Raw genomic sequence first — 25,428 nt, 5'->3', positions numbered from 1 at the left:
ATAATTATACAATGGAAAAAAACGAAATGATTTTCGGTATTCGTGCCGTAATTGAGGCGGTCGAAGCCGGTAAAGATATTGATAAAATTCTGATAAAGAAGGATCTGCAAAGCGATTTGGCACAAGAGTTATTTACAGTTATAAAAGGCACTGGCATTTTTATCCAGAAAGTACCGGTCGAACGCATTAACCGTATTACTCGTAAGAATCATCAAGGAGTAATTGCGTTTATCTCTGCCGTCACTTATCAGCATGTAGCCGATATTGTACCTACATTATACGAAGAGGGAAAGATCCCTTTTATTGTTGTACTCGATGGTATAACCGATGTGCGGAATTTCGGAGCTATTGCCCGGACATGCGAATGCAGCGGAGTCGATGCCATAGTAATCCCCGAAAGAGGAAGTGTTTCGGTAAATGCCGATGCTGTAAAAACTTCGGCCGGGGCACTTTTGCATTTGCCGGTTTGTCGTGAACGGTCGGTTTATGAAGCTGTTCGTTTTTTACAGAACAGTGGGGTTCGGATTATTGCCGCTACCGAGAAATCGTCATGCAACTATACTACGGTAGATTATACAGGGCCGGTTGCAATTGTAATGGGAGCTGAAGATACCGGAATATCAGCTGACGTGCTTCGCATATGTGATGAAAGAGTAAGTTTGCCACAAAACGGAACAATAGGTTCGTTAAATGTTTCGGTGGCTGCCGGTGTGATGATGTATGAAGTCATTCGCCAAAGAATGGCAGAGATAACCGAATAATTAAATTCGTTACATCGTTCATCGTTGGAGTTAAATAAGAAGATATGAGTTGGGAATTAATCGATGATTTTGAATAAATTATTTTTTAATAGATATTTGTTTTACCGATACATGGGCCATTTTTAGTTCGTTACGAAAGAATTTTATTACATTGTCGGTAGTATTCAGATTATAATTTTGTGGTGAGATTTTTACAAATTGCGCATACATTCTTACGATATTCTCTTTTTTATTTACGTAATAACAAAAGGCCATACTTTGATAGTCGCCTTTGTACCTATATAAATATGCCGTAGACTCCCTTAAACCTTTGTAAAAAAAATAATCATCCATCGTGTATGGAGAAAGTACGGCAAGAGTTACTGATCCGTATTTTTGATTAATTCTTGTGGGTATGGAAATAAGGGATATATTCGATAGCCATTCTTCGAGTTCAATACTGGCATTTGGGGGGATTTGATAGATGTTTTTTATATTTGTGATGATAAATACCTTATCCGGTTTCTCAAAATTAAGAGAACTCAGTGTATTCTTTATATCTTTTAGTTCGTTATTCTCATATAATAATTTATCGTATTCTTTACAATTCAGCAATTCAACGTTTCTCATTGTTAGTTCTAAGCCTTTTTCTAAAAAAAAATCATCGTTCCTTTTTTGGCCGGTTATATTACTACTGAAACTGATACATAATAATATGATAAAAATACATTTTTTTGTTCCCATAAACTTATATAATAATTAATCAAGTCATAGCAGCGCTGATGCTCATATAGATGAGCATACCTATAATGTCGTTGGTAATCGTAATAAAAGGTCCGGTAGCGATAGCGGGATCTATTTTCAATCTTTCGAGGGTCATGGGAACGAGAGTTCCGAAAATAGAAGCGAAGATTACGACGGCGAATAATGAGAGGGAAACCGACTTGGTGACCGGAGTATTACCCAGTAAAAACATGTTATAAATAAATACCAAAGCCGAAATCATACAGGCGTTTATGAGTGCTACACCCAATTCTTTCAGTAGTTGGCTTCCCGATCTTTTTATAGAAAATGATCCGTTTGCCAAACCTTGAACGACGATTGCCGATGATTGTATTCCGACATTACCGCCTGTACCTCCGATAAGTGGTATGAAAAGGGCCATTGCCGGATTGGTAACAAAGCCCGATTCAAAGTTTCCCAAAATCACCGAATTGGCTAATCCCCCGAACATTCCGATTAGTAACCAAGGTAGTCGGGCCGAGGTTTGGGTAAAAACAGTATCGGTACTTTCCACATCCTGAGAAAGACCGGATGCCAATTGGTAATCTCTTTCCGATTGTTCTCGTACCTGGTCCATGACATCATCGACAGTAATGCGGCCTACCAGGCGTCCAATACTGTCTATTACGGGTACGGCGACCAAATTGTATTTTTCAAAAATTTGCGCAACCTCTTCTACCGGAGTATCGGTTTTGACCGAAACCGGATCTTTTTTCATCACGTGTTTAATTTTGGAAACAGAAGGGTTGGTAATCATCTTTTTTAGTGGAAAAACACCCCGCAGGCGTTCGTCGTCATCAACTACATATACATAATATATTTCGTCCATGTCTTCGGCCTGCTGTCGCATTTCTTTCAGGCATTCCGGCATACTCCAGTTTTCGTTTACCACCACCATTTCGGTTCCCATCAGACCTCCGGCCGTATCTTCGTCGTATTTTAAAAGATCGACGATATCTCCGGCTTGTTCTACGTCGTCGATATGCGAAAGGATTTCCTCCTGGGCTTCTTCGTCGAGTTCACGTATAAGGTCTACTGCGTCGTCAGTATCGAGATGGTCGATAAATTGTTTTGCAATGGTCTCGTTAGGAAGATGTTTCAGCATTTTTTTACGATCGTCTTCGTCGAGTTCCATCAGTACGTCGGCAGCCTTTTCGCTGTCGAGCAAAAGGTATATGAACTCTGCTTCGTCGAGATCGAGAGAATGATATAATTCCGCTATATCGGCCGGGTGTAAAGGTTCGAGTAAAACGCGGGCTTTTTCTTCGTCTTTATTTTTTATAATCTGTTGAAAATCTTTAATGTATTCTTCTGTAAATTGTTCCATCAGAAGTGATATTTGAGGGCACCGGATCATTTTATTCCGGTAAATCCATTGTTTTTAAAGCAATAATATTTTTTCTATTTGGTTGGTAAGATCTACAAAGTTTCTTACCGATAGTTGTTCTGGTCGCAGGTCGAACACAGCATCGTTACAGAAATCGCTTTTATTTCCTAATAACGGTTTTAAAGAATTTCGCAATGTTTTTCTTCTTTGGTTGAAAGAAGTTTTTACGACTCGGCGAAACAATGTTTCGTTACATCCCAGATCGGTCGTAGAGTTACGGGTCATTTTAATAACTGCCGATTTTACTTTTGGCGGAGGATTGAACACATGTTCGGGAACGGTAAATAAATATTCTATATGGTACCAAGCCTGTAACAATACGCTAAGTATTCCGTAAGTTTTACTACCCGGAGGAGCTGCCATCCTTTCCGCTACTTCTTTTTGTATCATCCCGCTGCAACAAAGTATTTTATCTTTGTAATCGAGTACTTTAAAGAATATTTGGCTCGAAATATTGTAAGGATAATTACCTATTACACAAAATTCGCCAGAAAATAAAACCTTCAGATCGAGTTTTAGAAAATCTTCTTCGATAATGCGATCTTTTAATTGTGGAAAGTTTTGCTTCAGATAAGAAACCGATTCGTTATCGAGTTCTACGACCGTTAAATCGTGTTCTTCGTCAAGCAGAAATTGGGTAAGTACTCCCATTCCGGGGCCGATTTCAAGAACGGGCATTCCTTTATAACCCGACAATGTCCCGGATATTTTTCGGGCAATGTCGAGGTCTTTCAGGAAATGCTGTCCCAGCGATTTCTTAGGTCTTACGGTGTTCATCATCCTTTAATTTTCCGGTTGTTTTATGTTAATCAATGTGTAAACGTAAATACAAAATTAAATAAACACATTGAGCTATTACAAAGTTGTGGATAAAAATGTATCTTTGTGTGACACAAAGGTACAATAATATTTTTTAAATCGATAAAATTGAAAAAATTACTCCGAAATACACTTAAATTTATAGTGCCCTTATTTATTGGTATAGCTATATTCTGGCTTTTATACAGAAATCTGGATATGAAAAAGATTTGGGGTATATTACAATCGGGAATTAACTACTACTGGATCTTTCTATCGATGGTTATCGGTTTGTTCAGTCATATATTTAGGGCTTTACGGTGGAGGATACAGTTACGAACACTGGGGACCGATCCTTCGATGAGAACATTGACTAACGCTATTTTCGGCACTTATGCCATGAACCTCATTTTCCCTCGTTTGGGAGAGGTCTGGCGTTGCGGATATGTGGCACGTCGTGAAAAGATGTCGTTTACGCAGGCTTTGGGATCTGTTTTTTCCGACCGGCTTTGCGATACTTTGGCAGTTGTATTGCTTACTGTAGGAATTTTCTTTTTACAAATGCCGATTTTTAGGAGTTTTTTACGTAAATTTCCTACTATCGAAGAGGCTGCCTGGCACCTGATTACTTCTCCTTGGCTATATGTAGGATTGATTGTTATCATTATTGCATTAGTATGGTTGTTTTGTCGTAAGACCGAAAATAAATACGTACTTAAAGTAAAGTCGATGGTAAATAACCTTTGGTGCGGATTTAAAACCGTACTCGAAATGAAACAAAAATTCTTGTTTTTATTTTATACGGTAATGATTTGGTTCTGTTACTTTATGCAATTATATGTTTGCTTGTTTGCCTTTCAGGCGACACAGGACTTGGGTGTTTTAGCTGCGCTTACCCTTTTCATTATGGGAAGTATAAGTATGGGTATTCCGGTACAGGGAGGTTTGGGACCATGGCACTTGGCTATAATTGCAACGCTTTCTTTATATGGAGTAGAAGAAAACGCTGCAGGTGCATTTGCTTTGGTTGCTCACGGAGTACAAATGATCCTGATTATCATTTTGGGTATTTATACTGTTTTTTCTATCGCTCTCGAAAAAAAAAGCGATGTATCGGTTCCTTTGGTCGGGAAAACAATTGATGAAATTCCGGTAAGTAATTAACTTGATTTACTTAAATAATATTGCTATGAATAAAGAAATCGCCATGCTCGAACCGCAGGAATTGTGGTTGCGTTTTAGTGAAATTTGTGATATACCGCGTCCTTCAGGGCATCTCGATAAGATTACCGAATATATAATGAATTATGGTAAGAGTCTCGGACTTGATACCTCTATCGATGAAGCCGGGAATGTACTGATTCGTAAACCAGCTACCCCTGGGATGGAAGGTTATAAAACGGTTGTACTGCAAGGGCATCTCGATATGGTTCCGCAAAAAAATCAGTCGGTAACGCATAATTTCGAAAACGATCCTATCGATGTCTACATCGATGGTGATTGGGTTACGGCAAGGGATACGACATTGGGGGCTGATAATGGCATAGGAGTTGCTTCTATTTTAGCGATTTTAGGTTCGAATACTTTGAAACACGGCCCTTTGGAAGCATTATTTACTTATGATGAAGAAACGGGTATGTATGGAGCGATCGGTCTAAAATCCGATTTGTTGAAGGCAGATATTTTATTGAATACCGATTCGGAACAAGAGGGAGAGCTTTATGTAAGTTGTGCAGGAGGCTTGGATATAAATGCCTCATTCCAATATAAAGATATACCGTATGTTTTGTGTGAAGACGAAATAGCTGTGAAGTTGCATATTAAGGGACTGAAGGGAGGTCATTCGGGAGTAGATATCCATTTGGGCAGAGCAAATGCGAATAAATTGCTCTTCCGTTTTTTGAAGTATGCAGTTCAGGAATATGAAGCACGCCTTGCATGGGTAAGCGGAGGAACTTTGAGAAATGCTATTCCGCGTGAAGCGACGGCTGTTGTGATTATTCCTACCGAATGGAAAAATGATTTTTATGAGGAAGTAGCAGTTTTTGAATCGGTATTTAAGCATGAATACGAAACGATAGAAGATTCTATTATGTTTATGGCAGAAGATACTGATACTCCGAAAACACTTATTCCCGAACCGATACAAGATGATCTTATTAATGCAGTTGTCGCTTGTCGAAATGGAGTTTCACGTATGATTCCCGATGTTCCCGGTATTGTGGAGACTTCATCTAACCTTGCTATCGTTGAATCGTCGGAGGAACTGATCGAAATAAAAATATTGGTACGGAGTTCCAGCGAAACAATGAAATCGGAATTGGCATCGAGCCTTGAAAGTACTTTCTTGTTGGCGGGTGCGAAGGTAGAGGAAAGCGGAGGGTATCCGGGTTGGGAACCTAATATGAAATCCCCGATATTGAATATTGCGAAAAAGGTACATAAAGATGTTTTAGGTACAGAACCTGAAATAATGATTATACATGCTGGGCTTGAGTGTGGTATTATAGGATCGAAATATCCTAACCTCGATATGATTTCTTTCGGTCCTACCATTAAATATCCTCATTCTCCAGATGAGAAAGTCGATATTGCTTCGGTTGACCGTTATTGGAAATTTCTAACAAATTTACTTGAAAATATTCCCAGGCGTTAAACCATTGTTATTTTTATTTGTCTAATTACTGTCAGAAATGACAGTTTTTAATAAATCGGAGTGATCAGGAGAAAGGCAATTCTTAGTATGAGTCTGTTCGGATCACCCCGTTTGTTTTGAGAATTGTGCGGAGTTATAGAGAGAAGTGGATAGAGAATAGTTTTATCGAATATGCTTAAAAATAAGATTGCTAAGAGATTGCTTAAGATAGGTGTGCCGTTGCTTTTGGTAGGCGGACTTATATATTATAAAATAATTTATTACCCATCGCCCGATCAATCTGGATCCCCAAAAAAGTCAGGGGAAAAAAGTATACCTGTAAATGCTTATGTTATAAAGCCTCAGAAGCTCAATGACGGAATACAGGCTGTAGGTACCCTTATGCCGGCAGAAGAAGTAGACTTGGTTGCGGAAACATCCGGGAAAGTGACCGGAATTTTTTTTAAGGAAGGAACCCGGGTAGATAAGGGAACATTACTTGTAAAAGTGGATGATTCGGATCTACAGGCTCAGTTATTGAGAGCCCAATATCAGCATAAGCTTTTATCGGAACGGCTCGAACGTCAGCGTATTCTTTTCGAAAAGGATGCGGTGAGTCGCGAAGAATATGATCAAGTGCAGACTGATTATAACATGGTTGAAGCCGATATGGAATTGTTGAAGGTAAAAATTGCGAAAACTGAGTTAAGAGCTCCCTTTTCGGGTATTATAGGTTTTAGAAATGTTAGTTTGGGGGCTTATTTGCAAAACAATATTATCGTAAGTCATTTGGTGGATGACAGTCGTTTGAAAATCGATTTTTCGATTCCTGAAAAATATGCCTCCCGTGATTTGAATGGAGCTATGGTAAAATTCCGGACGGAATCCTCCGACAGAGAATTTTCTGCCCGTATATATGCGATCGATCCCCGGGTAGATACTAAAACAAGAACTATTCTATTGAGGGCTATTTGTGAAAATTTCGACAAAGCGCTATCTCCTGGTATGTTTGCCCGTATAAACCTTATAACGGGACGCACGAACAAAGCGATATTAATCCCTACACAATCGGTGGTTCCCGATATGGATGGAAAAAGTGTTTGGGTATTGCGTAACGGGAAAGCTTATAGTCAAAAAGTAGAAACCGGACAACGTACAGAAGACCGTATAGAAGTAATTTCAGGAGTTATGATGGGAGATACTATTTTGATTTCAGGTTTGATGCAAGTTAGAGAGGGTTCCTCTTTGAAACTGTCGAAAGTAGAATAGTAGAGTATGACAATATTATGAAAACACTAATTTTATGAGTTTATCTTCTGTCAGTATAAAGCGTCCGGTGTTGGCTACGGTCCTGAATGTTTTGTTCATTATTGTAGGGCTTATCGGTGTATCTTTTTTAGGTGTACGTGATTATCCGAGTGTTGATCCCCCTATTATTACAGTAAGTACGACTTTTACAGGTGCCAATGCCGATGTAATAGAGACACAAATAACCGAGCCGTTAGAGTCCGCAATAAATGGAATTCCCGGTATACGTACTTTGAAAAGCCAGAGTAGAGACGGAAGAAGTAATATTACGGTCGAATTCGAACTTGAAGTACCGCTCGAAACGGCAGCGAATGATGTTCGTGATAAAGTCTCGGGAGCCATGAGCAAGTTACCCAAAGATATAGATCCGCCGGTGGTTACAAAAGCCGATGCCGATGCGCAGCCGATTTTCGGAATTTATTTGAGTAGCGACAAGCGTTCGATTATTGATGTAAGTACTTATGCCGACTTACATGTTAAGGAACGGCTACAAACTATTTTTGGGGTGAGTAGCGTAGAAATATGGGGAGAAAAACGGCTGGCGGTACGTATGAAGATGGATCCTATGTTGCTTTCGGCTTACGGACTTACCCCCATGGATGTAAGCGATGCGGTGTCGAGGGAAAATGTAGAATTGCCTTCGGGGCGAGTAGAAGGAGATAATACCGAACTAACGGTACGAACATTAGGTCGCTTAATGTCTGTCGATGATTTTAATAATCTTATTATCAGCAAAAATAACGGACGTGTTGTACGGTTTAAAGATATTGGAAAAGCAACTATAGATGCTGAAAATACTCGTTCGATAATGAAAATGAACGGTAAGCCGATGGTTGGTTGTGTGATTATACCGCAGCCTGGGGCTAATTATGTAGATATTGTCGATCGTGCATATAAAGTACTTGAGGATATAAAAAGTGATTTGCCGGAAGATATTAGCTGTGGAATTTATATGGATGATACTATTTTTATCCGTAATTCGATCAAAGAAGTTGAAAGTACGATAGTCGAGGCATTCGTGCTGGTCGTGCTTATTATATTTCTTTTCCTGCGAAATTGGCGTACGACCCTCATTCCCGTTCTTACCATACCTATATCGCTTATCGGTACGTTTTTCGTTATGTATTTAGCCGGTTTTACGATCAATATACTAACTCTGCTCGCTATAGTTTTGTCGATAGGCCTTGTAGTAGATGATGCGATCGTGGTAATGGAGAATATATATAATAAAGTTGAGAGAGGGATGTCTCCACTCGAAGCCGGATATAAAGGTTCGGAGGAGATATTTTTTGCCGTTATCGCGACAACGATTTCATTAGTAGCTGTTTTTGTTCCTATTGTGTTTTTACAGGGAACCACTGGAAGGCTTTTTCGTGAATTCAGTGTAGTAATAGCTGGAGCTGTACTTATTTCGGCGTTTGTAGCATTGTCTTTTACCCCGATGATTTCTACTAAATTACTTACGAAAAATGCAACCGATAATTGGTTTTATAAAAAGACCGAGCCATTTTTTTCGTGGTTGACACAAGCTTATCGAAATACCCTCGATAGTTTTATGCGTTATCGTTTTTTAGCCGTAGTGATACTTATGCTGGCTGCTGGGGCTATCGGATTTTTCTGGAAGAATTTACCTTCTGAAATGGCTCCTGTAGAGGATCGCTCGCAATTGAGAATAAATTCTACGGCGACTGAAGGAACCAGTTTTTCGTATATGAGCCAATATATCGATGATTTGGTTACTTATCTTGCCGAAGAAGTACCCGAACAGGATCTTACTATGTCTTTGGTAGGAAGAGGAGGGCAGACTAATTCTGCATTTTGTAATTTAATGCTACTTCCTCCCGAAAACCGTTCCCGCACACAACAGGAAATTAATGACGATTTGGCACCTAAAATGAAACAACTTACCGGAGCTCGTTCTATGGTAGCCCAGCGTCAGACGTTTGGAAACCGTCGAGGAGGATTACCTGTCGAATATGTAATACAAGCCAAAAATTTGGACGATTTGAAAACGACTTTACCGGTTTTTATGGAAGAAGTTTCCAAAAGCCCGATGTTTTCGGCGTACGATCTCGATTTGAAGTTTACCAAACCCGAACTTACGATCAGTATCAATCGGGATAAAGCCTCGTTATTGGGAGTATCGGTACAGGATATTTCTCGTACACTACAGCTTACGATGAGTGATCAGCGTATCGGATATTATATTCTGAATGGAAAACAGTATCAGATAATAACCGAATTCGACCGGGAACGTCGCAACAAACCGGGAGATCTTACCAATGTATATGTACGTAATAAAGATAACCAGCTTATTGGTCTCGACAATCTTGTATATATGCAAGAGAGTAGTACGCCGCCACGTTTGTTCCGATACGACAGATTTGTATCGGCCACAGTTTCGGCCTCTCCTGCAAAAGGGAAAACGTTGGGACAGGGAATCGAAGAGATGGATCGTATTGCGGCTAAAGTATTAAATGATGATTTTAAAACGACACTGTCTGGTAATTCCAAAGATTTTGTGGAGAGTTCTTCGAGCCTTTTGTTTGCATTCGTATTGGCATTGGTTTTTATTTATCTGGTTTTATCGGCCCAGTTCGAGAGTTTCCGTGATCCGTTGATTATCATGTTTACCGTTCCGCTTGCCCTCGTGGGAGCAATGTTGTCACTTTGGTATTTTAATCAGACAATGAATATTTTTAGTCAGATTGGTATTATCATGCTTATCGGGCTTGTATCGAAGAATGGAATTTTGATTGTCGAATTTGCAAATCAGCGTAAAGCAGAAGGCTTATCGATGCGGGATGCTATTTCAGAGGCTTCGGCCGCTCGTTTTCGTCCGATTCTCATGACCAGCCTTTCTACGGTTTTGGGAACATTGCCTATGGCATTAGCTACCGGAGCTGGGTCGGAAAGTCGTATTGCAATGGGAATTGCCGTTGTGGGAGGTATGATTTGTGCGACAGGACTCACTCTTTATGTGATACCAGCGATATATACTTATCTGTCGGCATCTAAAATTAAAAATAGAGAAAAGCAAATGCTATCATGAAAAGGAAGTTTTTAGTTTTCATTATTTTTTCTGTTATTATCGATTTACCGGCGCAGAATAAATTATCGCTTCAGGATTGTATCGATCGGGCGCTCGATGCTAATTACGGTATTCGTATTGCCCGTAATGAACAGCAAATAAATCGTAATAATTATAATGTTTCTGATTTTTTACCGGTAGTTTCCGCATCAGGTACACAAAAACAGTCTAATCTTAACAGACAAACAAAAGCAGATGGGGGATCGTCCTCTAAAGGTAAATTATCGGATAGTTTCGGTGCCGGTGTAGGATTGGACTGGACCTTATTTGACGGGCTTGCCATGTTTACCTCTCGAGAAAGAAATAAAGAGCTCATTACCAGTGGCGAATTACGTACCCGACTTGCCATCGAGAATCTGATAGCACAGGTAAGTACCGAATATTATAAAGTTCTTGTACAGCAATATTTGTTGGAAGCAGCCCGCCAATCGCTTAATATTTCGATTCAGCGGTATGAAATCGCTCGACAGAAAAATAATATCGGGAGTATATCGGGCCTTGAATTTAAACAAACTAAAATAGACCTGAATACCGATAGTTCTTCATTTGTAAAACAACAGGAATTGGTTAAGAGTGCTTATATTTCATTGAATACGTTGATGAATGAGAATTTGGGAAATACGGGGTATGTGAAAGATTCCATCGAGTTGTTACCCATGTTATCGGAAGAGGAGATTTATGCACTCATGCTTGAAAATAACACGACATTGTTATTGGCTAAACAAGAAAACCGTTTATCGGAATTAGATGTAAAATTAGCGCGGTCGGCCTATTTCCCCATATTCGATTTTTCGGCAGGATATAGTTTTTCACGAACATCCACTCCCGATTCGTATTCTACTTTTAATCAAACGACAGGGCCTTATTGGGGATTTTCTTTAAACATTCCTATTTTTAATCGGCTCGATACGAAACGTAAAATAAAGAATGCCGAGATTGTTCGTGAAAATACGATGTTGACTTATAAGGATGCCGAATTGCAAATGCGAGGTAATTTAGCTCAATTATATAATACCTATCAGAATAATTTATTGATGGTAAATTTCGAAAATGAGAGTGCATTGGTCGCACTAACGACTATGACTGCCGCTCTCGATCGTTATCGTTTGGGAAACCTGTCGGGAATAGAATTCCGTGAATTTCAGAGGAGTTATCTCGATGCTGTCAGTCGAAAAGTAAATGCTGAATTTCAGGCAAAATCGTCCGAAATATCTTTGTTGCTTATAAGTGGCCGGTTATAGTTTCTTTTTGTATATTTGCTTATAAATCACATTATCATGAAAAAGTATATTTTCACATTTTCCTTATTTTTTTTATGTGCCCTTTCTATTGCACAAACTTATGAGCGTAAAGTGTTTGTATCTCCTCAAACAGGAGATACATTAAAGTATCGGTTATTGACTCCCCAAAGTGAGAAAAAACAGAAGAAGTATCCTTTGGTATTGTTTTTACATGGTGCTGGGGAACGGGGTAGTGATAACGAGGCTCAGTTAAAACATTGTACCGGTGCTTTTTTAAATCCGGTAAATAGAGATAAATTTCCGGCTTATGTTCTCGTACCTCAATGTCCGAAAGGGGTGTGGTGGGCATTTCGTCCGGGAGACCAGGCTCAGGAAACTTTTCCCGCCTCATATGAAATATCACCTTTGTTGAGTGATGTTAAGGCTTTGCTCGACTGTTATATTGCTCGACCTGATATCGACCCTTCACGCGTTTATATCGTAGGAATATCGATGGGAGGGATGGCAACGTTCGATATGGTATGTCGTTTTCCCGAAGTATTTGCGGCCGCTATTCCTATTTGTGGAGGGGTAAATCCGGTACGACTATCGGCTGCGAAAAATGTAAAAATGCGTATTTATCATGGTGACAGTGATACGATTGTCCCTGTAAAATATTCTCGTGAAGCATACCAGGCATTAAAAAAATGTGGAGGTAAGGTCGAGTATATCGAATTTGTCGGTTGCGATCATGATTCTTGGAATCCGGCATTCAACACTCCCGGTTTTATGGATTGGATATTTTCACAGAAAAAGTAGCAGACAAAAAAGGCATGGTGATAAAGAACAGGATAATTATAGTGAAATCTTTTTTCATTATATCAGTTATTTTATTTGCATTTGATGTATTTGCATACGATTTTATTGGAAAAAAAGAGGTTGAATTAGAACGTAAAATCGACGAACTGATTTCCCGAATGACGTTATCGGAAAAAATCGGGCAGCTAAATCAGCTTAATGGTAACGGATTGTCTGATAATCTGAAATCGCAAATTCGAAACGGCTCGGTGGGAACCATGTTAAACGAAGTAAATCCCGAAATCAGTAACGAGTTACAACGTATAGCTGTAGAGGAAAGCCGTTTGGGTATTCCTTTGATTTTTGCAAGAGATGTTATACACGGATTTAAGACTGTTTTTCCGATTCCGTTAGCTCAGGCTGCCAGTTGGGATGAGGAAATTGTTAAAAAAGGTGCACGTATTGCGGCAGAAGAGGCTACCTCGAGAGGTATTCGTTGGACATTTGCGCCCATGCTCGATATATCAAGAGATGCTCGTTGGGGACGTATTATCGAAAGTTTGGGTGAGGACCCGTATTTAGCCTCACGTTTAGGGGTAGCTATGGTGGAAGGATTTCAGGGAAAATCTCTTTCTTCTCCTAATGGAATGGCCGCTTGCTTAAAACATTTTTGCGGTTATGGTGCCGTAGAGGGTGGCCGTGATTATAATACGACACAGATATCGGAAGAACAGTTGAGGAATATCTATTTTGTTCCGTTCAAATCTTGTATAAATGCCGGTGCAGCTACATTAATGGCGGCGTTTAATGATTTGAATGGTGTTCCGTGTACGGCAAACCGGTATTTGTTAAATACGGTTTTGCGTAGCGACTGGAACTTCGACGGTGTAGTCGTGAGTGACTGGAATTCGGTACATGAATTGATAAATCACGGTTATGCCCGGGATGGGAAACAGGCCGCCGAACTGGCTGTAAATGCAGGAGTCGATATCGATATGATGAGCCTCGATTATATTTCTTCATTAGAGGGTTCGGTTAAAGAGAAAGTTGTTAAAGAATCGGTGATTGATAATGCCGTTCGGAATATATTAAGGCTTAAATTCCGATTGGGGTTATTTCATAATCCTTATGTAGAAATCAAGAATGATGTATTTTATACTCCTGAATATTTAGAAGCGGCCAAAGAGTCGGCAATAAAAAGCTGTGTATTGTTGAAGAATACAGATAAAGCGCTTCCTTTGTCAGAGAAGATAAAAAGTATTGCGGTAATAGGACCTATGGCCGATGCTCCGGCTGATCAGTTGGGTGCCTGGACAATGGATGGTGAAAGACAACATACAATTACCCCGTTGCAGGATTTGAAAAAAAGGTACGGAAATACGATTGTTATCAATTATGTAAAAGGGCTTGATTATAGTCGTGACCTCGACCGGAAAAATTTTGAAGCTGCTGTTGCTGCCGTTGAAAAAAGTGATGTCGTTCTGTTTTTTGCAGGAGAAGAGGCCGGTTTGACGGGAGAGGCTCGTTGTCGTGCTGATATCTCGTTACCGGGTGCACAGAAGGATTTATTGTCTGAAATTGCAGCTGCCGGAAAGCCGATTATACTCATAATGTTGGCGGGACGTCCGATCGAAATATATAAGGAATTACCTTTGGTAAAGGCTTTTTTATATGCGTGGCATCCGGGTACGATGGGGGGACCGGCTATTATCGATTTATTGTTCGGGAAGGCTGTTCCATCCGGTCGTTTGCCGATAAGTTATCCTATGGTATCGGCCCAGTTACCTTATTATTATAACCATAAAAATACCGGCAGGCCGGCTGTCGGAGATTTGGTTATGATGGAGAATATGCAACAGAATGAAATACAGACTTCGTTCGGTCATACATGTTATTATCTCGATGCAGGACGCGATCCGTTATATCCTTTCGGTTACGGACTTTCATATACGACTTTCCGGTATGGAGAATTAAATTTAAGTGCGAATGATATGACAGAACAGAGTAAACTGACGGTTTCCGTTCCTGTTACAAATACCGGTAATATTATGGCTACAGAGACGGTACAATTATATATACGAGATGTAATAGCGTCAGTTACTCGTCCGGTAAAGGAACTTAAGGCTTACCGTAAGGTCTGTTTGAAACCGGGTGAAGAAAAAAATATTGTTTTCGAAATAAGTATCGATGATCTGAAATTCTACACTGCGAATGGAGAATATAGGGCAGAACCCGGTGAATTTATTGTGTATGTAGGGGCAAACAGCAGAGATGTAAAAGAGGTTTCCTTTACCTTAAAATAAAAGATTTGAACAAAACACTGCCGGAACTTTACATTTTGAAAGTTCCGGCAGTATTAATGTTTACTATACATGAAATAATTATAGATAACCTCGTATAATACCTCTTTGTGAATTCCGTACGAAAAGAATAATTTCGTCCCGTTCTTTTGTTGCGGGTAATTCTGCTTCGATACGTTCTATAGCGTCTGAATTATTTAATCCAGACAGGTAAAGATAACGATATATTTCCTGAATATCCCGTATTGTTTCGTTCGTAAAGTTGCGGCGCCGTAGTCCTATTGAATTAATTCCTGCATAAGAAATGGGATTACGAGCAGCTTTCACGAAAGGCGGAATATCTTTATTTACTAAAGATCCTCCTTGTATCATTACGTGTGCACCGATATGGGAGAATTGATGTACCAATGTACCTCCTCCGATAATTGCATAATCATCTACTTGAACTTCGCCTGCGATTTGGGTAGCATTAGCCATTATAATGTTATTTCTGATTACGCAATCATGAGCGATATGCACATAGGCCATTAGTAAACAATTATTACCGATTACGGTTTTACCTTTTGCAGCAGTGCCCCGGTTTATTGTTACACATTCTCTGATAGTTGTATTATCACCGATCTCGACAACCGTTTCTTCTCCTTTGAATTTCAGGTCCTGAGGAATCCCAGAAATTACCGATCCTGGGAATATTCGGCAGTTTTTCCCGATACGGGCACCTTCGAGTATGGTTACGTTAGACCCGATGTGAGTCCCTTCTTCGATAACCACGTTCTTGTCGATCGTTACAAAAGGTTCGATTACGACATTCGATGCGATTTTCGCTTCGGGATGTACATAAGCTAATGGTTGTTTCATTTACTATTTATTTTTTATTATTTGAGCCATGAATTCGCATTCGGTAGTAATTTTTTCCCCAACAAACGCATAACCTTTCATATAAGCGCATCCACGACGAAGTTCTGTCATAAAGGATATATGAAATATGACTGTATCGCCGGGAACTACTTTCTGACGGAACTTAACATTATCTATTTTTAGGAAATACGTTGAATATTTTTCGGGGTCTTCCACCGAATTAAGTACAAGCAGTCCTCCCGTTTGGGCCATTGCTTCTATTAGTAAAACGCCTGGAGTAACAGGTTCATTCGGAAAATGTCCCTGAAAGAACGGTTCGTTAGTTGTAAAGTTTTTTACACCTACGATATGATTTTTACCAATCTCAATAATTTTATCTACCAGTAACATGGGATACCGATGCGGAAGTAATTCTTTGATGCGGTTTACATCCATGATCGGCTCAGTATTTGGATTATAGATAGGAGCTTGTATATCTTGTCTTTTTATTTCTTTACGAAGCATCCGTGCCAGTTGATTGTTTATTTTATGGCCGGGGCGGGTAGCGATGATACGGCCTTTAATGGGTTTCCCCACTAATGCGACATCACCCAATATGTCGAGGAGTTTGTGACGGGCAGGTTCGTTGTCGTAAACCAGTGGTTTGTTATTTATATAACCGAGTTGATCGACATGTTTATGAGGTACGCCCATCAGATCTGCTAATCGGTCGAGTTCTTCCTGTGATGTTTTTTGGTCGTAAATGACGATTGCGTTATCGAGGTCGCCACCCTTAATCAGATTATGTTTAACCAGCGGTTCTATTTCACGTACAAAAACGAATGTACGGCTTGCTGCGATCTCCTGAGAAAAATTTTGTAAATTTTCGAGACTTGCGAATTGGTTACTTAATACGGGTGAGTCGAAAGATATAAGAGTGTTTATGCTGAAATCGTCATCGGGTAAAACCAGTAAACGAGCTCCCGTATTTTCATCACAGACTTCGATTTTGTTTTTTATAATGAAGTATTCCCGTTCAGCATTTTGTTCGATAGTTCCCACTCGTTCTATCGCCTCTGCGTAATATCGTGCGCTACCGTCGAGGATCGGAAATTCAGGGGCATTAACCTGTATCAGGCAGTTGTCGATTTCAAAACCGTAAAGGGCCGCCATTGCATGTTCGATGGTACTGACCACTACGTTATTTTTACCGATAACAGTTCCTCGTTGAGTTTCTATTACGTTATCGGCAACAGCTTCTAAAATGGGTTGGTCTTCGAGATCGGTACGTTGTATTTTATAACCATGGTTTTCGTGTGCGGGAATGAATGTAATTGTAATATCCATTCCGGTATGTAATCCTTTTCCGGAAAGAGAAAAACTTTCTTTTAGAGTTTTTTGTTTCATAGTCAATTTTTAATTTCAGAAAGAGAACCGTTTTAATTATTTATCTATCTTTTTTTTCAGGTTCTCTATTTCTTCCTGTAATTCCCTGATTGTTTTGTTCAATTCGGGTAATTTTTTAATCATTACAACCGAACGGGCAAATTCACGAGCGGGCACTGCAGGATATCCTAAAAGCGTAACATCGGACTTTACATGGTTGGGAATACCCGATTGAGCACCTATATTAACTCTGTCTCCAATGGTAATATGCCCAGCAAAACCCACTTGTCCGCCTATCATACAATTATTTCCTATTTTGGTAGAACCGGCAATTCCCGTTTGAGCGGCTATTACCGTATTGCTTCCTACCTCTACATTGTGGGCGACTTGTATCAGATTATCGAGTTTGGCTCCTTCATGTACGATAGTAGAACCCATTGTGGCCCTGTCTATGGTCGTATTAGCACCTATCTCTACATGATCTTCTATAATTACATTACCGATCTGTGCGATTTTTTGATAACTTCCGTTATTCGGTGCGAATCCGAAACCATCGGCTCCGATTACTGTTCCGGCATGTATCATACAATCTTTGCCAATAACGCAGTCGTGGTATATTTTTACGCCTGGATAAAGGGTTGTATTATCTCCGATTGTTACATTATCTCCGATATATACTTGCGGGTATATCTTTATATTTTCCCCGAGTTTTACATTTTCGCCTATAAATGTAAAAGCACCTATATATATAGACTGGGGAACAGACGTATTCGCTGCAATGACTGCTGTACTATCTATGCCTTTTTTTTCGGGACGAGCCTGATTTACCATGTTAAGTAATTGTGCAATACAAGAATACGCGTCATCTACTTTTATGAGAGTCACTGAAACTTTTTCTTCGGGGATAAAATCTCGGTTAACCAGAACGACGCTTGCTCGTGTGGTATACAGATAGTGATTATATTTGGGATTTGCCAAAAAGGTAAGGGTTTCCGGTTGGCCATCATCGATTTTCGACAGGTTATTTACTTTTATCTGTCCGTCCCCGATGACTTCTCCCTGCAGAAAATCTGCAATTTGCTGAGCTGTAAATTCCATTATATGATAATTAGGGTGTTATCTTAAATTTTTGCAAACCGATTATGAAATGCAAATTACGTGTTTTTTTTTCAATATTTAAGAAAGATGGGTTTACTTTTTATATTCTGAGATAGTATTGGGATGAATATAGGTGTTATAAAAATGAAAAGATGTATTTTGGTATTATAGAAAAAGGATTTATCTTTTATAAAATGATTTTACTATTGCTTTAAATGATACGATTTAACGATCAAAATGAAAGATATGATAAATAGAGAGTTGATTTTCTTTATAAAAAAAGTACAGGTATAAATATTTTGGTTATTTTTGCAGTCTGTTTTGCCGGATGGGGGCGATGTATTCGTTTTTTCCGTAAAAAAACAGCTAATTATTTATATGTAATTTCTATATTTATGAAGCTATTACAAGCAAAATTAGTGAAGTATGATGCGCCTCAGAAGGCGAAAGCACTGGGTGTATATCCGTACTTTAGAAAAATCGAGAGCGATCAGGATACCGAAGTTCTGATAAACGGGAAGAAGGTATTGATGTTCGGTTCGAACAGTTATATGGGATTAACCAATCATCCGAAAATTAAAGAAGCGGCTATTGCAGCTACTAAAAAATATGGGACCGGTTGTGCTGGTTCCCGTTTTCTGAATGGAACACTCGATATTCATGTAGAGTTGGAGGACCGTTTGGCCCGATTTGTAGGTAAAGAGGAAGCGATCGTTTATTCTACTGGTTTTCAAGTTAATCTGGGAGTAGTATCATGCCTGACAGGACGTGAGGATTATATTATTTGGGATGAACTCGATCATGCATCGATTATAGAGGGACGTCGTTTGTCGTTTTCCACATCGTTAAAATATAAGCATAACGATATGGAATCTTTAGAGAAAGTGTTGAAATCCTGCAAAGAAGATAAGGTGAAACTTATCGTTACCGACGGGGTTTTCAGTATGGAAGGCGACGTGGCTAAACTTCCCGAGATTGTGGCTCTGGCTAAAAAATACAATGCATCGGTAATGGTAGATGAGGCCCATGGAATAGGTGTTTTTGGGAAACAGGGTAGAGGTACTTGTGATCATTTCGAAGTAACAAAAGATGTTGATCTGATTATGGGTACTTTTAGTAAGTCTTTTGCTTCATTGGGTGGTTTTATAGCTACCGATTCGATTACTGCAAATTTTTTGAGACATAATTCACGTTCCTATATTTTTAGTGCGAGCATTACGCCTGCATCTACAGCAGCCGTATCTGCAGCACTCGATATCATAGAGAACGAACCCGAACGTATGGAAAATTTATGGGCCGTGACTCATTATGCACTTGATGGTTTCAGAAATATGGGTTGTGAAATCGGAAATACTTCGACTCCTATCATTCCTTTATTTATTCGGGATAATGAGAAAACATTCCGGGTAACACGTATGCTTTTCGATGAGGGTGTATTTGTAAATCCGGTTGTTGCTCCGGCGGTTTCTCCTAATGATACGCTAATTCGTTTTTCTCTTATGGCTACCCATACCAAGAAACAGGTAGATTTTGCTCTCGACAAGATAAATAAATGTTTTAAACAACTCGATATTATTTGATAAGAAATAATTTTATTCAAGGTAGGCCGGAACAATTTTTATGTTCCGGCTTATTTTTTAGGAATATGCTGATTTGTCGGCTGGTGCCTTTTGGGGGTGTTGTGTATTAAACTTTTAAGGGCATTATGTGTTTATATACTACACTAAAAAGAATGATATGAGCCGGAGAACCGAATTAGAAAAAGAAATAGAGATTGCTCAAAAGCGACTGGATAATGCCTCCGAAGATACCCCTCGGGATGTTAAAGATGCATGGGAAAAAGAATTGAACAGTCTTTCGGTAGAACTGAATAATTTGTATGATGATGATGAATTGGAAGATTCCTGAGAAATGAGAAGATATTTAATGAGTAAAAGGGTAAAAAGATGAAACTAAATCTGAACTTAATAGAGAGAATTACTATCGGTTATAGATTTATTTTATCGGTTATGTCTTTTGTAAAACTGATAAGAAAGTGCGAATGATTATGAGTGCTCTACGGAGAAACTGTGTATATTAATTAATGAGTCAGGTAAATACTAAAATTAAAAGATAAATACTTAACATCGTAAAAACATCTTAAAAGTAATGTATTTTTTACACTTAAAATCTGTGGCGGTATATTTATTTTATATATTTGAAAAATAATCACAATTTGCTTTGAATTTTCTATAACCGTACCATGAAAAAAATCAACTTTAAAATAAAGTGCTATGAAAAAAATCAACTTATTTTTATTAATGGGTGCTTTGCTTTTTCCCGCCGTTTCCGAGGCTCAGGATTGGCAAATGAAGCAAGGAAAGATTATGACTCCTTGGTCGGAGAATATCGATCCTGAAAATGTCCTGAATGAGTATCCCAGACCGCAGAAAAAACGGGCGGAGTGGATGAATCTTAACGGCATTTGGGATTTGGCTCGAAGAGAAGAAGGAAAATCTGCGATAGGAACTTACCGAAAAGAAGCTTATAATAAAAAAATACTGGTTCCTTTTCCGGTAGAGTCTCCTATATCGGGAATAATGGATACCGATTATTCAAACCAAAATAAATCGTATGTTTATCGTCGGTATTTTGCTCTTCCTGAAAGTATGAAGGGTAAACATATTCTTTTGAATTTCGGTGCTGTCGATTGGTATTGTGCTGTTTTTATTAACGGAACAAAAGTGGGAAGCCACTCGGGAGGATACGATCCTTTTTCATTTGATATTACTAATGCGTTAAAGGAGGATGGCGACCAGGAAATAGTCGTTCAGGTGTATGACCCGACCGATGGAGGAGCTATGCACGGAAAACAGGCCTTAAGTCCTGCGGCTATCGATTATGCGCCTTCGTCCGGAATATGGCAGACAGTATGGCTCGAGCCTGTAGAGGAAACTTATATAACCGATTTTCGTATTATTCCCGATGTCGATAACAGTCAGGTAAAGATAAAGGTTGAAGCAGAAAATGCCGAAGGTTATATTGTGGAAGTGACGGTCATCGATGATGAGACTCCAGTCGCTACTCAAATCATTAATATAAATGAAGAAACTAATATACCTTTAGGCTCTTCCGAGGTTAAACTTTGGTCGCCCGATTCACCTTTTCTTTATGATCTGAGGTTCGAACTGAAAAAAGACGATGTCGTAGCTGATAAGGTTGATAGTTATTTTGGAATGCGGAAGATCGAATTGGGAAAATTACGTGGAAGACCTTATATGTTTTTGAATGATAAACCGCTATTTCAGTATGGCCCGCTCGATCAGGGTTTCTGGCCCGATGGTAATTATACGGCACCTTCGTATGAGGCATGGAAATGGGATATCGAGAAAATGAAAGAATTCGGATTCAATATGATCCGTAAACATATTAAGACCGAACCGGCGCGTTGGTATTACTATTGTGATTCGATAGGTTTAGTAGTATGGCAGGATATGCCGAATTCTTCCAATGAATTTCCCGATCAGACCAAATTATTAGGAAATAACGACTGGGTAAAGAGAAATTTCTTGAAAGAAACCGAAAATATTGTGAAATCCTTGATAAATGTTCCGAGTATTATCGTTTGGGTTCCTTATAATGAAAACTGGGGACAGTTTGGTGCTATTGATCCTTCGCATACGATCAACGGAGTAAATCTTATCCGTAAATTAGATAATACGAGACTTATCAATCCGGCAAGCGGTTGGGTAAATTATGAATTGGGAGACATCGTCGATCGTCATAGTTATCCCAAGCCTGGCATTTACGATAACGCGTACAATAAGAGAGCGACTGTTTGCGGTGAAACCGAAGGTTATGGCTTGAAGATAGATGGTCACATGTATACCGATCAGTATTTTTCATGGACAGAAGTAAATTCGACTCAGGAACTTTCGGAACGGATGAATGAAGTGAATGATTTAGCTTTCGGATTGACGGGAAAAGGATTAAATGCAATCGTTATTACTCAGTTTACCGATGTAGAAAAAGAAATTAACGGATTATATACTTATGACCGTAAAGTTCGTAAACTCGAAGATGATCAGTTTGAAAGTTTTAAGACAGGTGTCATTAAGTTAAAAACAAAAGCTTTGGGTGATTATGTATATCCTTCTGCAGTACAATGTGATACGTTACATTGGTATTATACGATATCGACTTCATCACCGGCTACCGGTTGGAATACCGACTCGGATTTTGATGTAAGTAATTGGAAATACGGATTATCGGGATTTGGACAGGGAGAGATGTCGGGAGCAAGGATAAGGACGGAATGGAATGGAAAAAACTCGATTTATCTCCGTCGAAATTTTGATTTCTCGAAGCTTTCCGATGAGGAGTTTAATGGAATGAAATTGAGTATTTTTAATGATGAGGATTTCGAGGTTTATATTAATGGCGTTTTGGCTGCAAGCGGTACAGGTTATGTTACCGATTATCGTGCTATTGATTTGACCGATGAAGTTAAAAATGCGATACGCCGTACGGGAAATAATCTTATAGCTGTAAAATGTACCCAAGATTGGGGCGGCCAATACATCGACTTAGGTTTTGTAACCGAAATTCCGTTGGATTATGAAAAAAACGAGGGGGAAACACCGGAAGTAATTGTTAAGAAAATAAGTACTCCTGAGGAATTTGATGCCATTCGTAATGATTTAGGCGGTTTTTATGAGCTTACTGCCGATATCGATTTATCTAAGTTTACGAAATTCCTCCCAATCGGGAGTGAAACAGCTCCGTTTACCGGTTTTATCGATGGAAAAGGTTATGCGGTAAAGAATATGAAAATTACAAATTCGGGGGTAAATAATCAAGGTTTGTTCGGTTATACCGAAGGAGCGGTGATACGTAATCTCGAACTTGAGAATTGTAAAGTGATAGGGGCTCAGAATGTAGGGACTTTGTTTGGTAAAGGCCGTGCGACGACGGTTGAAAATGTTGTGGTTACCAAACCTTCGTTATCGGGGACCGACCATGTCGGAGGTATTGGGGGCGCTACGGTAAATGGAGGTCTTATTACTTCGATAAAGAATTGTTATGTTACCGATGGAAATGTATGGTCTTCCGATCTTCAGTTAGGAGGTATAATAGGTTCTGCTAAAAATACCGAAATAGAAAATGTATATTATACAGGGAAGTTGGTAGGATCTACTAACGAAAGTTGTAATGTTGGCGGTATTGTGGGGCTTATAGAATCTGATGAAGTATATATTAATAATGTAGTCTCGTTGGCCTCTTCTTTAAAGGGGGGGATGGTTTCGCCGATATCTCCCAAAACAACCGGAGAGTATAAAAAGAAACTGATTACTTTCGGAACTAATATGTATGCAAGCAATGCAATAGAGGTAGTCGGCGGAACAGTAGATCCAGAATTGGGAGATCTTGCAGCAAGTTATAAGAAACCTCTTTCCGATCTTCAAAAGAGATCTTTCTATGAAGGTATCGGTTGGGATTTTGTAAATGTGTGGTCTTATCCGGAAGGAACCCTTTATCCTGTATTGAAATTTAAAGAAGGAGATGTGTCGGGGCTTGAAACTGTTCAGAAAGTTAATGTAATGAATGTTTCGGCAACTGGTGGTAATATTATTATCGAGACTAAAAAACCGGCTTCTGTTTGGATTTATAATGCTGCAGGTGCTTTAATATCCCGTGTGAATACAAACGGCAACATTATTACTCAAAGTGTGCCTGCCGGTAGTTATATTGTAAAAGCCGTTATTGAAGGTCAAGCTGAAATCGTAAAGATTATAAGCGAATAATTTTATGATAAGAGACGACGGGGAAGGAATAATCTGTCGTTTATAATCCGTAAAGAGGGAGTATAAACATTGCATTACTCCCTCTTTACGGATTATAAAAATACTTAATAGCTTTCAGCAAATATTTTGCGAGCCATTTCTGCATCGACATTTTTATTTTCGCCATAAACTGCTCCGTTTTTTTTCAAACGATTATAGATGATATCTATGGCTTCTGGAGGAATTCCGTATTCCTTCATATGCGTTTTCATTCCCATTTTACGAAAAAAGCCTTCGGTAAGTTGTATGGCTAAGTCTGCTTTTTCGGTGATACTTCCGCTTTGGATACCCCAAACTCTCTCGGCATATTGTGCAAGTTTTTCCATTTTCTGGTTTTTCAAAATCTTTAATAGTGCCGGGTAAACGACAGCCAATGTTTCGGCATGGTCGAGTCCGTAAAGAATGGTGAGCTCGTAACCGATGCGATGAGTTGCCCAATCTTGTGGAACCCCCATCCCGGTAAAACCGTTTAATGCCATTGTTGCACAAAGCATGAAATTTGCCATTGTATCATAATCTGTTTTGTCTGCCAGAACTTTCGGTCCGAGTTCGATCAATGAAAGTAAAACGCCTTCAGCCCAACGATCCATTAAAACACTGTTTCCAGTAGAAGTCATATATTGTTCCATGATATGCATAAAAGAATCTACAACTCCGTTGGTCAGTTGTTTTTCGGGTAAGGTAAAAGTAACGACTGGGTCGAGAATGGCAAATTTCGGGAAAGAGAAAGGAGAAATAAAAGAGACCTTTTCTTTTGTTTTTCTTCGAGACAGTACACCTCGGTGGTTCATTTCTGAACCGGTTGCAGGTAAAGTGAGTATTACACCTAATGGGGTACTTTCTTTTATCAGGTCGTTGTGAATAGCAAGTTGCCAGGCATCTTCCCCTTTATAAGGAATAGCATGGGCGATAAATTTAGTAGCGTCTATCACCGATCCTCCTCCTACTGCGAGTAAAAAATCGATGTTATTTTCCCGTGCCAGAGCAACAGCTTTCATTACTGTATCATAGTCGGGGTTAGGTTCTATTCCCCAAAATTCTACGGTAAAATGTCCCGACAAAGCTTGCTTAACTTGTTCATATACTCCGTTCTTTTTGGCACTTCCCCCTCCGAAACAGACCATAATCCTTTTTTCGGGAGTAATTTCCGAATTTAATTGTTCGATAGAACCTTTACCGAATATAAGCCGGGTCGGATTCTGAAAAGTGAAATTTTCCATAATCA

At 39.3% G+C, this 25,428-nt stretch carries 18 protein-coding genes; 11 read left to right on the top strand and 7 right to left on the bottom strand.

Going from position 1 to position 25,428, the window contains the following annotated elements; translation table 11 throughout:
- The first annotated feature begins 11 nt into the window (after positions 1-11).
- A complete protein-coding gene (gene rlmB, locus NMU02_RS08130; protein WP_255027279.1) occupies positions 12-761 on the top strand; it encodes a 23S rRNA (guanosine(2251)-2'-O)-methyltransferase RlmB in 750 nt (249 codons plus the stop codon).
- Positions 762-839: 78 nt separating this feature from the next.
- Here rlmB and NMU02_RS08125 read toward each other — a convergent pair whose 3' ends face one another.
- The 3 genes from NMU02_RS08125 to rsmA form a co-directional block, all read right to left on the bottom strand.
- Positions 840-1,370 (bottom strand): hypothetical protein, encoded by a 531-nt coding sequence (locus tag NMU02_RS08125; protein ID WP_255027278.1) that lies wholly within the window; start codon positions 1,368-1,370, stop codon positions 840-842.
- Positions 1,371-1,503: 133 nt separating this feature from the next.
- Positions 1,504-2,850 carry a magnesium transporter gene (gene mgtE / locus NMU02_RS08120; protein ID WP_255027277.1) on the bottom strand — a complete coding sequence of 449 codons (1,347 nt, stop codon included), beginning with the start codon at positions 2,848-2,850 and terminating at the stop codon, positions 1,504-1,506.
- A gap of 54 nt (positions 2,851-2,904) precedes the next feature.
- Positions 2,905-3,687 (bottom strand): 16S rRNA (adenine(1518)-N(6)/adenine(1519)-N(6))-dimethyltransferase RsmA, encoded by a 783-nt coding sequence (rsmA, locus tag NMU02_RS08115; RefSeq protein WP_255027306.1) that lies wholly within the window; start codon positions 3,685-3,687, stop codon positions 2,905-2,907.
- Positions 3,688-3,927: 240 nt separating this feature from the next.
- Here rsmA and NMU02_RS08110 point away from each other — a divergent pair, with 240 nt between their 5' ends.
- The 7 genes from NMU02_RS08110 (at position 3,928) to bglX (ending at position 15,063) form a co-directional block, all read left to right on the top strand.
- Positions 3,928-4,872 (top strand): lysylphosphatidylglycerol synthase transmembrane domain-containing protein, encoded by a 945-nt coding sequence (locus NMU02_RS08110; protein ID WP_435522027.1) that lies wholly within the window; start codon positions 3,928-3,930, stop codon positions 4,870-4,872.
- Between the two features lie 25 nt (positions 4,873-4,897).
- Entirely contained in the window at positions 4,898-6,364 is a 1,467-nt protein-coding gene (locus NMU02_RS08105) for an aminoacyl-histidine dipeptidase (RefSeq protein ID WP_255027276.1), read from the top strand.
- 171 nt (positions 6,365-6,535) lie between these two features.
- A complete protein-coding gene (locus NMU02_RS08100) occupies positions 6,536-7,612 on the top strand; it encodes an efflux RND transporter periplasmic adaptor subunit (RefSeq protein ID WP_255027275.1) in 1,077 nt (358 codons plus the stop codon).
- Positions 7,613-7,646: 34 nt separating this feature from the next.
- Positions 7,647-10,703 (top strand): efflux RND transporter permease subunit, encoded by a 3,057-nt coding sequence (locus NMU02_RS08095; RefSeq protein WP_255027274.1) that lies wholly within the window; start codon positions 7,647-7,649, stop codon positions 10,701-10,703.
- Entirely contained in the window at positions 10,700-11,983 is a 1,284-nt protein-coding gene (locus tag NMU02_RS08090) for a TolC family protein (RefSeq protein ID WP_255027273.1), read from the top strand. The genes NMU02_RS08095 and NMU02_RS08090 overlap by 4 nt, the downstream gene beginning before the upstream one ends.
- A gap of 36 nt (positions 11,984-12,019) precedes the next feature.
- Positions 12,020-12,781, top strand: coding sequence for a carboxylesterase family protein (locus NMU02_RS08085; RefSeq protein WP_255027272.1), 762 nt, complete (start codon positions 12,020-12,022; stop codon positions 12,779-12,781).
- A 14-nt stretch (positions 12,782-12,795) separates the two neighbouring features.
- Positions 12,796-15,063 carry a beta-glucosidase BglX gene (bglX, locus tag NMU02_RS08080; RefSeq protein WP_255027271.1) on the top strand — a complete coding sequence of 756 codons (2,268 nt, stop codon included), beginning with the start codon at positions 12,796-12,798 and terminating at the stop codon, positions 15,061-15,063.
- Between the two features lie 78 nt (positions 15,064-15,141).
- Here bglX and lpxA read toward each other — a convergent pair whose 3' ends face one another.
- Genes lpxA through lpxD form a run of 3 tightly spaced genes read right to left on the bottom strand, consistent with a single transcriptional unit; the run spans position 15,142 to position 18,381 of the window.
- The gene (lpxA, locus tag NMU02_RS08075) at positions 15,142-15,918 is read right to left on the bottom strand and encodes an acyl-ACP--UDP-N-acetylglucosamine O-acyltransferase (RefSeq protein ID WP_255027270.1); all 777 of its coding nucleotides are present in this window, start codon (positions 15,916-15,918) and stop codon (positions 15,142-15,144) included.
- Between the two features lie 3 nt (positions 15,919-15,921).
- Positions 15,922-17,304 carry a bifunctional UDP-3-O-[3-hydroxymyristoyl] N-acetylglucosamine deacetylase/3-hydroxyacyl-ACP dehydratase gene (locus NMU02_RS08070; RefSeq protein ID WP_255027268.1) on the bottom strand — a complete coding sequence of 461 codons (1,383 nt, stop codon included), beginning with the start codon at positions 17,302-17,304 and terminating at the stop codon, positions 15,922-15,924.
- Between the two features lie 36 nt (positions 17,305-17,340).
- Entirely contained in the window at positions 17,341-18,381 is a 1,041-nt protein-coding gene (gene lpxD, locus NMU02_RS08065) for a UDP-3-O-(3-hydroxymyristoyl)glucosamine N-acyltransferase (RefSeq protein ID WP_255027267.1), read from the bottom strand.
- Positions 18,382-18,776: 395 nt separating this feature from the next.
- Here lpxD and spt point away from each other — a divergent pair, with 395 nt between their 5' ends.
- The 3 genes from spt to NMU02_RS08050 all read left to right on the top strand — a co-directional run bounded on the left by spt (position 18,777) and on the right by NMU02_RS08050 (position 24,164).
- Positions 18,777-19,961, top strand: a complete 1,185-nt coding sequence (spt, locus tag NMU02_RS08060; protein ID WP_255027265.1) for a serine palmitoyltransferase — start codon at positions 18,777-18,779, stop codon at positions 19,959-19,961.
- A 157-nt stretch (positions 19,962-20,118) separates the two neighbouring features.
- Positions 20,119-20,289 (top strand): hypothetical protein, encoded by a 171-nt coding sequence (locus tag NMU02_RS08055; protein ID WP_255027264.1) that lies wholly within the window; start codon positions 20,119-20,121, stop codon positions 20,287-20,289.
- Positions 20,290-20,654: 365 nt separating this feature from the next.
- The gene (locus tag NMU02_RS08050; RefSeq protein WP_255027262.1) at positions 20,655-24,164 is read left to right on the top strand and encodes a sugar-binding domain-containing protein; all 3,510 of its coding nucleotides are present in this window, start codon (positions 20,655-20,657) and stop codon (positions 24,162-24,164) included.
- Positions 24,165-24,268: 104 nt separating this feature from the next.
- Here the strand turns inward: NMU02_RS08050 and NMU02_RS08045 are convergent, their stop codons facing one another.
- The gene (locus tag NMU02_RS08045; RefSeq protein WP_255027260.1) at positions 24,269-25,423 is read right to left on the bottom strand and encodes an iron-containing alcohol dehydrogenase; all 1,155 of its coding nucleotides are present in this window, start codon (positions 25,421-25,423) and stop codon (positions 24,269-24,271) included.
- Positions 25,424-25,428: the final 5 nt, after the last annotated feature.

Source organism: Coprobacter tertius (assembly GCF_024330105.1).
Taxonomy (GTDB): Bacteria; Bacteroidota; Bacteroidia; order Bacteroidales; family Coprobacteraceae; genus Coprobacter; species Coprobacter tertius.
This window is presented reverse-complemented; position numbering and strand designations above follow the sequence as displayed.

Bases quoted from the DNA above. Each gene is read 5' to 3' on its own strand.
- NMU02_RS08095 (WP_255027274.1), top strand. From the start codon at position 7,647: ATGAGTTTATCTTCTGTCAGTATAAAGCGTCCGGTGTTGGCTACGGTC.
- mgtE (WP_255027277.1), bottom strand. From the start codon at position 2,850: ATGGAACAATTTACAGAAGAATACATTAAAGATTTTCAACAGATTATA.
- NMU02_RS08070 (WP_255027268.1), bottom strand. From the start codon at position 17,304: ATGAAACAAAAAACTCTAAAAGAAAGTTTTTCTCTTTCCGGAAAAGGA.
- lpxD (WP_255027267.1), bottom strand. From the start codon at position 18,381: ATGGAATTTACAGCTCAGCAAATTGCAGATTTTCTGCAGGGAGAAGTC.
- NMU02_RS08045 (WP_255027260.1), bottom strand. From the start codon at position 25,423: ATGGAAAATTTCACTTTTCAGAATCCGACCCGGCTTATATTCGGTAAA.
- NMU02_RS08090 (WP_255027273.1), top strand. From the start codon at position 10,700: ATGAAAAGGAAGTTTTTAGTTTTCATTATTTTTTCTGTTATTATCGAT.
- NMU02_RS08125 (WP_255027278.1), bottom strand. From the start codon at position 1,370: ATGAGAAACGTTGAATTGCTGAATTGTAAAGAATACGATAAATTATTA.
- bglX (WP_255027271.1), top strand. From the start codon at position 12,796: ATGGTGATAAAGAACAGGATAATTATAGTGAAATCTTTTTTCATTATA.
- NMU02_RS08055 (WP_255027264.1), top strand. From the start codon at position 20,119: ATGAGCCGGAGAACCGAATTAGAAAAAGAAATAGAGATTGCTCAAAAG.
- rlmB (WP_255027279.1), top strand. From the start codon at position 12: ATGGAAAAAAACGAAATGATTTTCGGTATTCGTGCCGTAATTGAGGCG.
- NMU02_RS08110 (WP_435522027.1), top strand. From the start codon at position 3,928: ATGAAAAAGATTTGGGGTATATTACAATCGGGAATTAACTACTACTGG.
- spt (WP_255027265.1), top strand. From the start codon at position 18,777: ATGAAGCTATTACAAGCAAAATTAGTGAAGTATGATGCGCCTCAGAAG.
- NMU02_RS08085 (WP_255027272.1), top strand. From the start codon at position 12,020: ATGAAAAAGTATATTTTCACATTTTCCTTATTTTTTTTATGTGCCCTT.
- rsmA (WP_255027306.1), bottom strand. From the start codon at position 3,687: ATGAACACCGTAAGACCTAAGAAATCGCTGGGACAGCATTTCCTGAAA.
- NMU02_RS08050 (WP_255027262.1), top strand. From the start codon at position 20,655: ATGAAAAAAATCAACTTATTTTTATTAATGGGTGCTTTGCTTTTTCCC.
- NMU02_RS08100 (WP_255027275.1), top strand. From the start codon at position 6,536: ATGCTTAAAAATAAGATTGCTAAGAGATTGCTTAAGATAGGTGTGCCG.
- NMU02_RS08105 (WP_255027276.1), top strand. From the start codon at position 4,898: ATGAATAAAGAAATCGCCATGCTCGAACCGCAGGAATTGTGGTTGCGT.
- lpxA (WP_255027270.1), bottom strand. From the start codon at position 15,918: ATGAAACAACCATTAGCTTATGTACATCCCGAAGCGAAAATCGCATCG.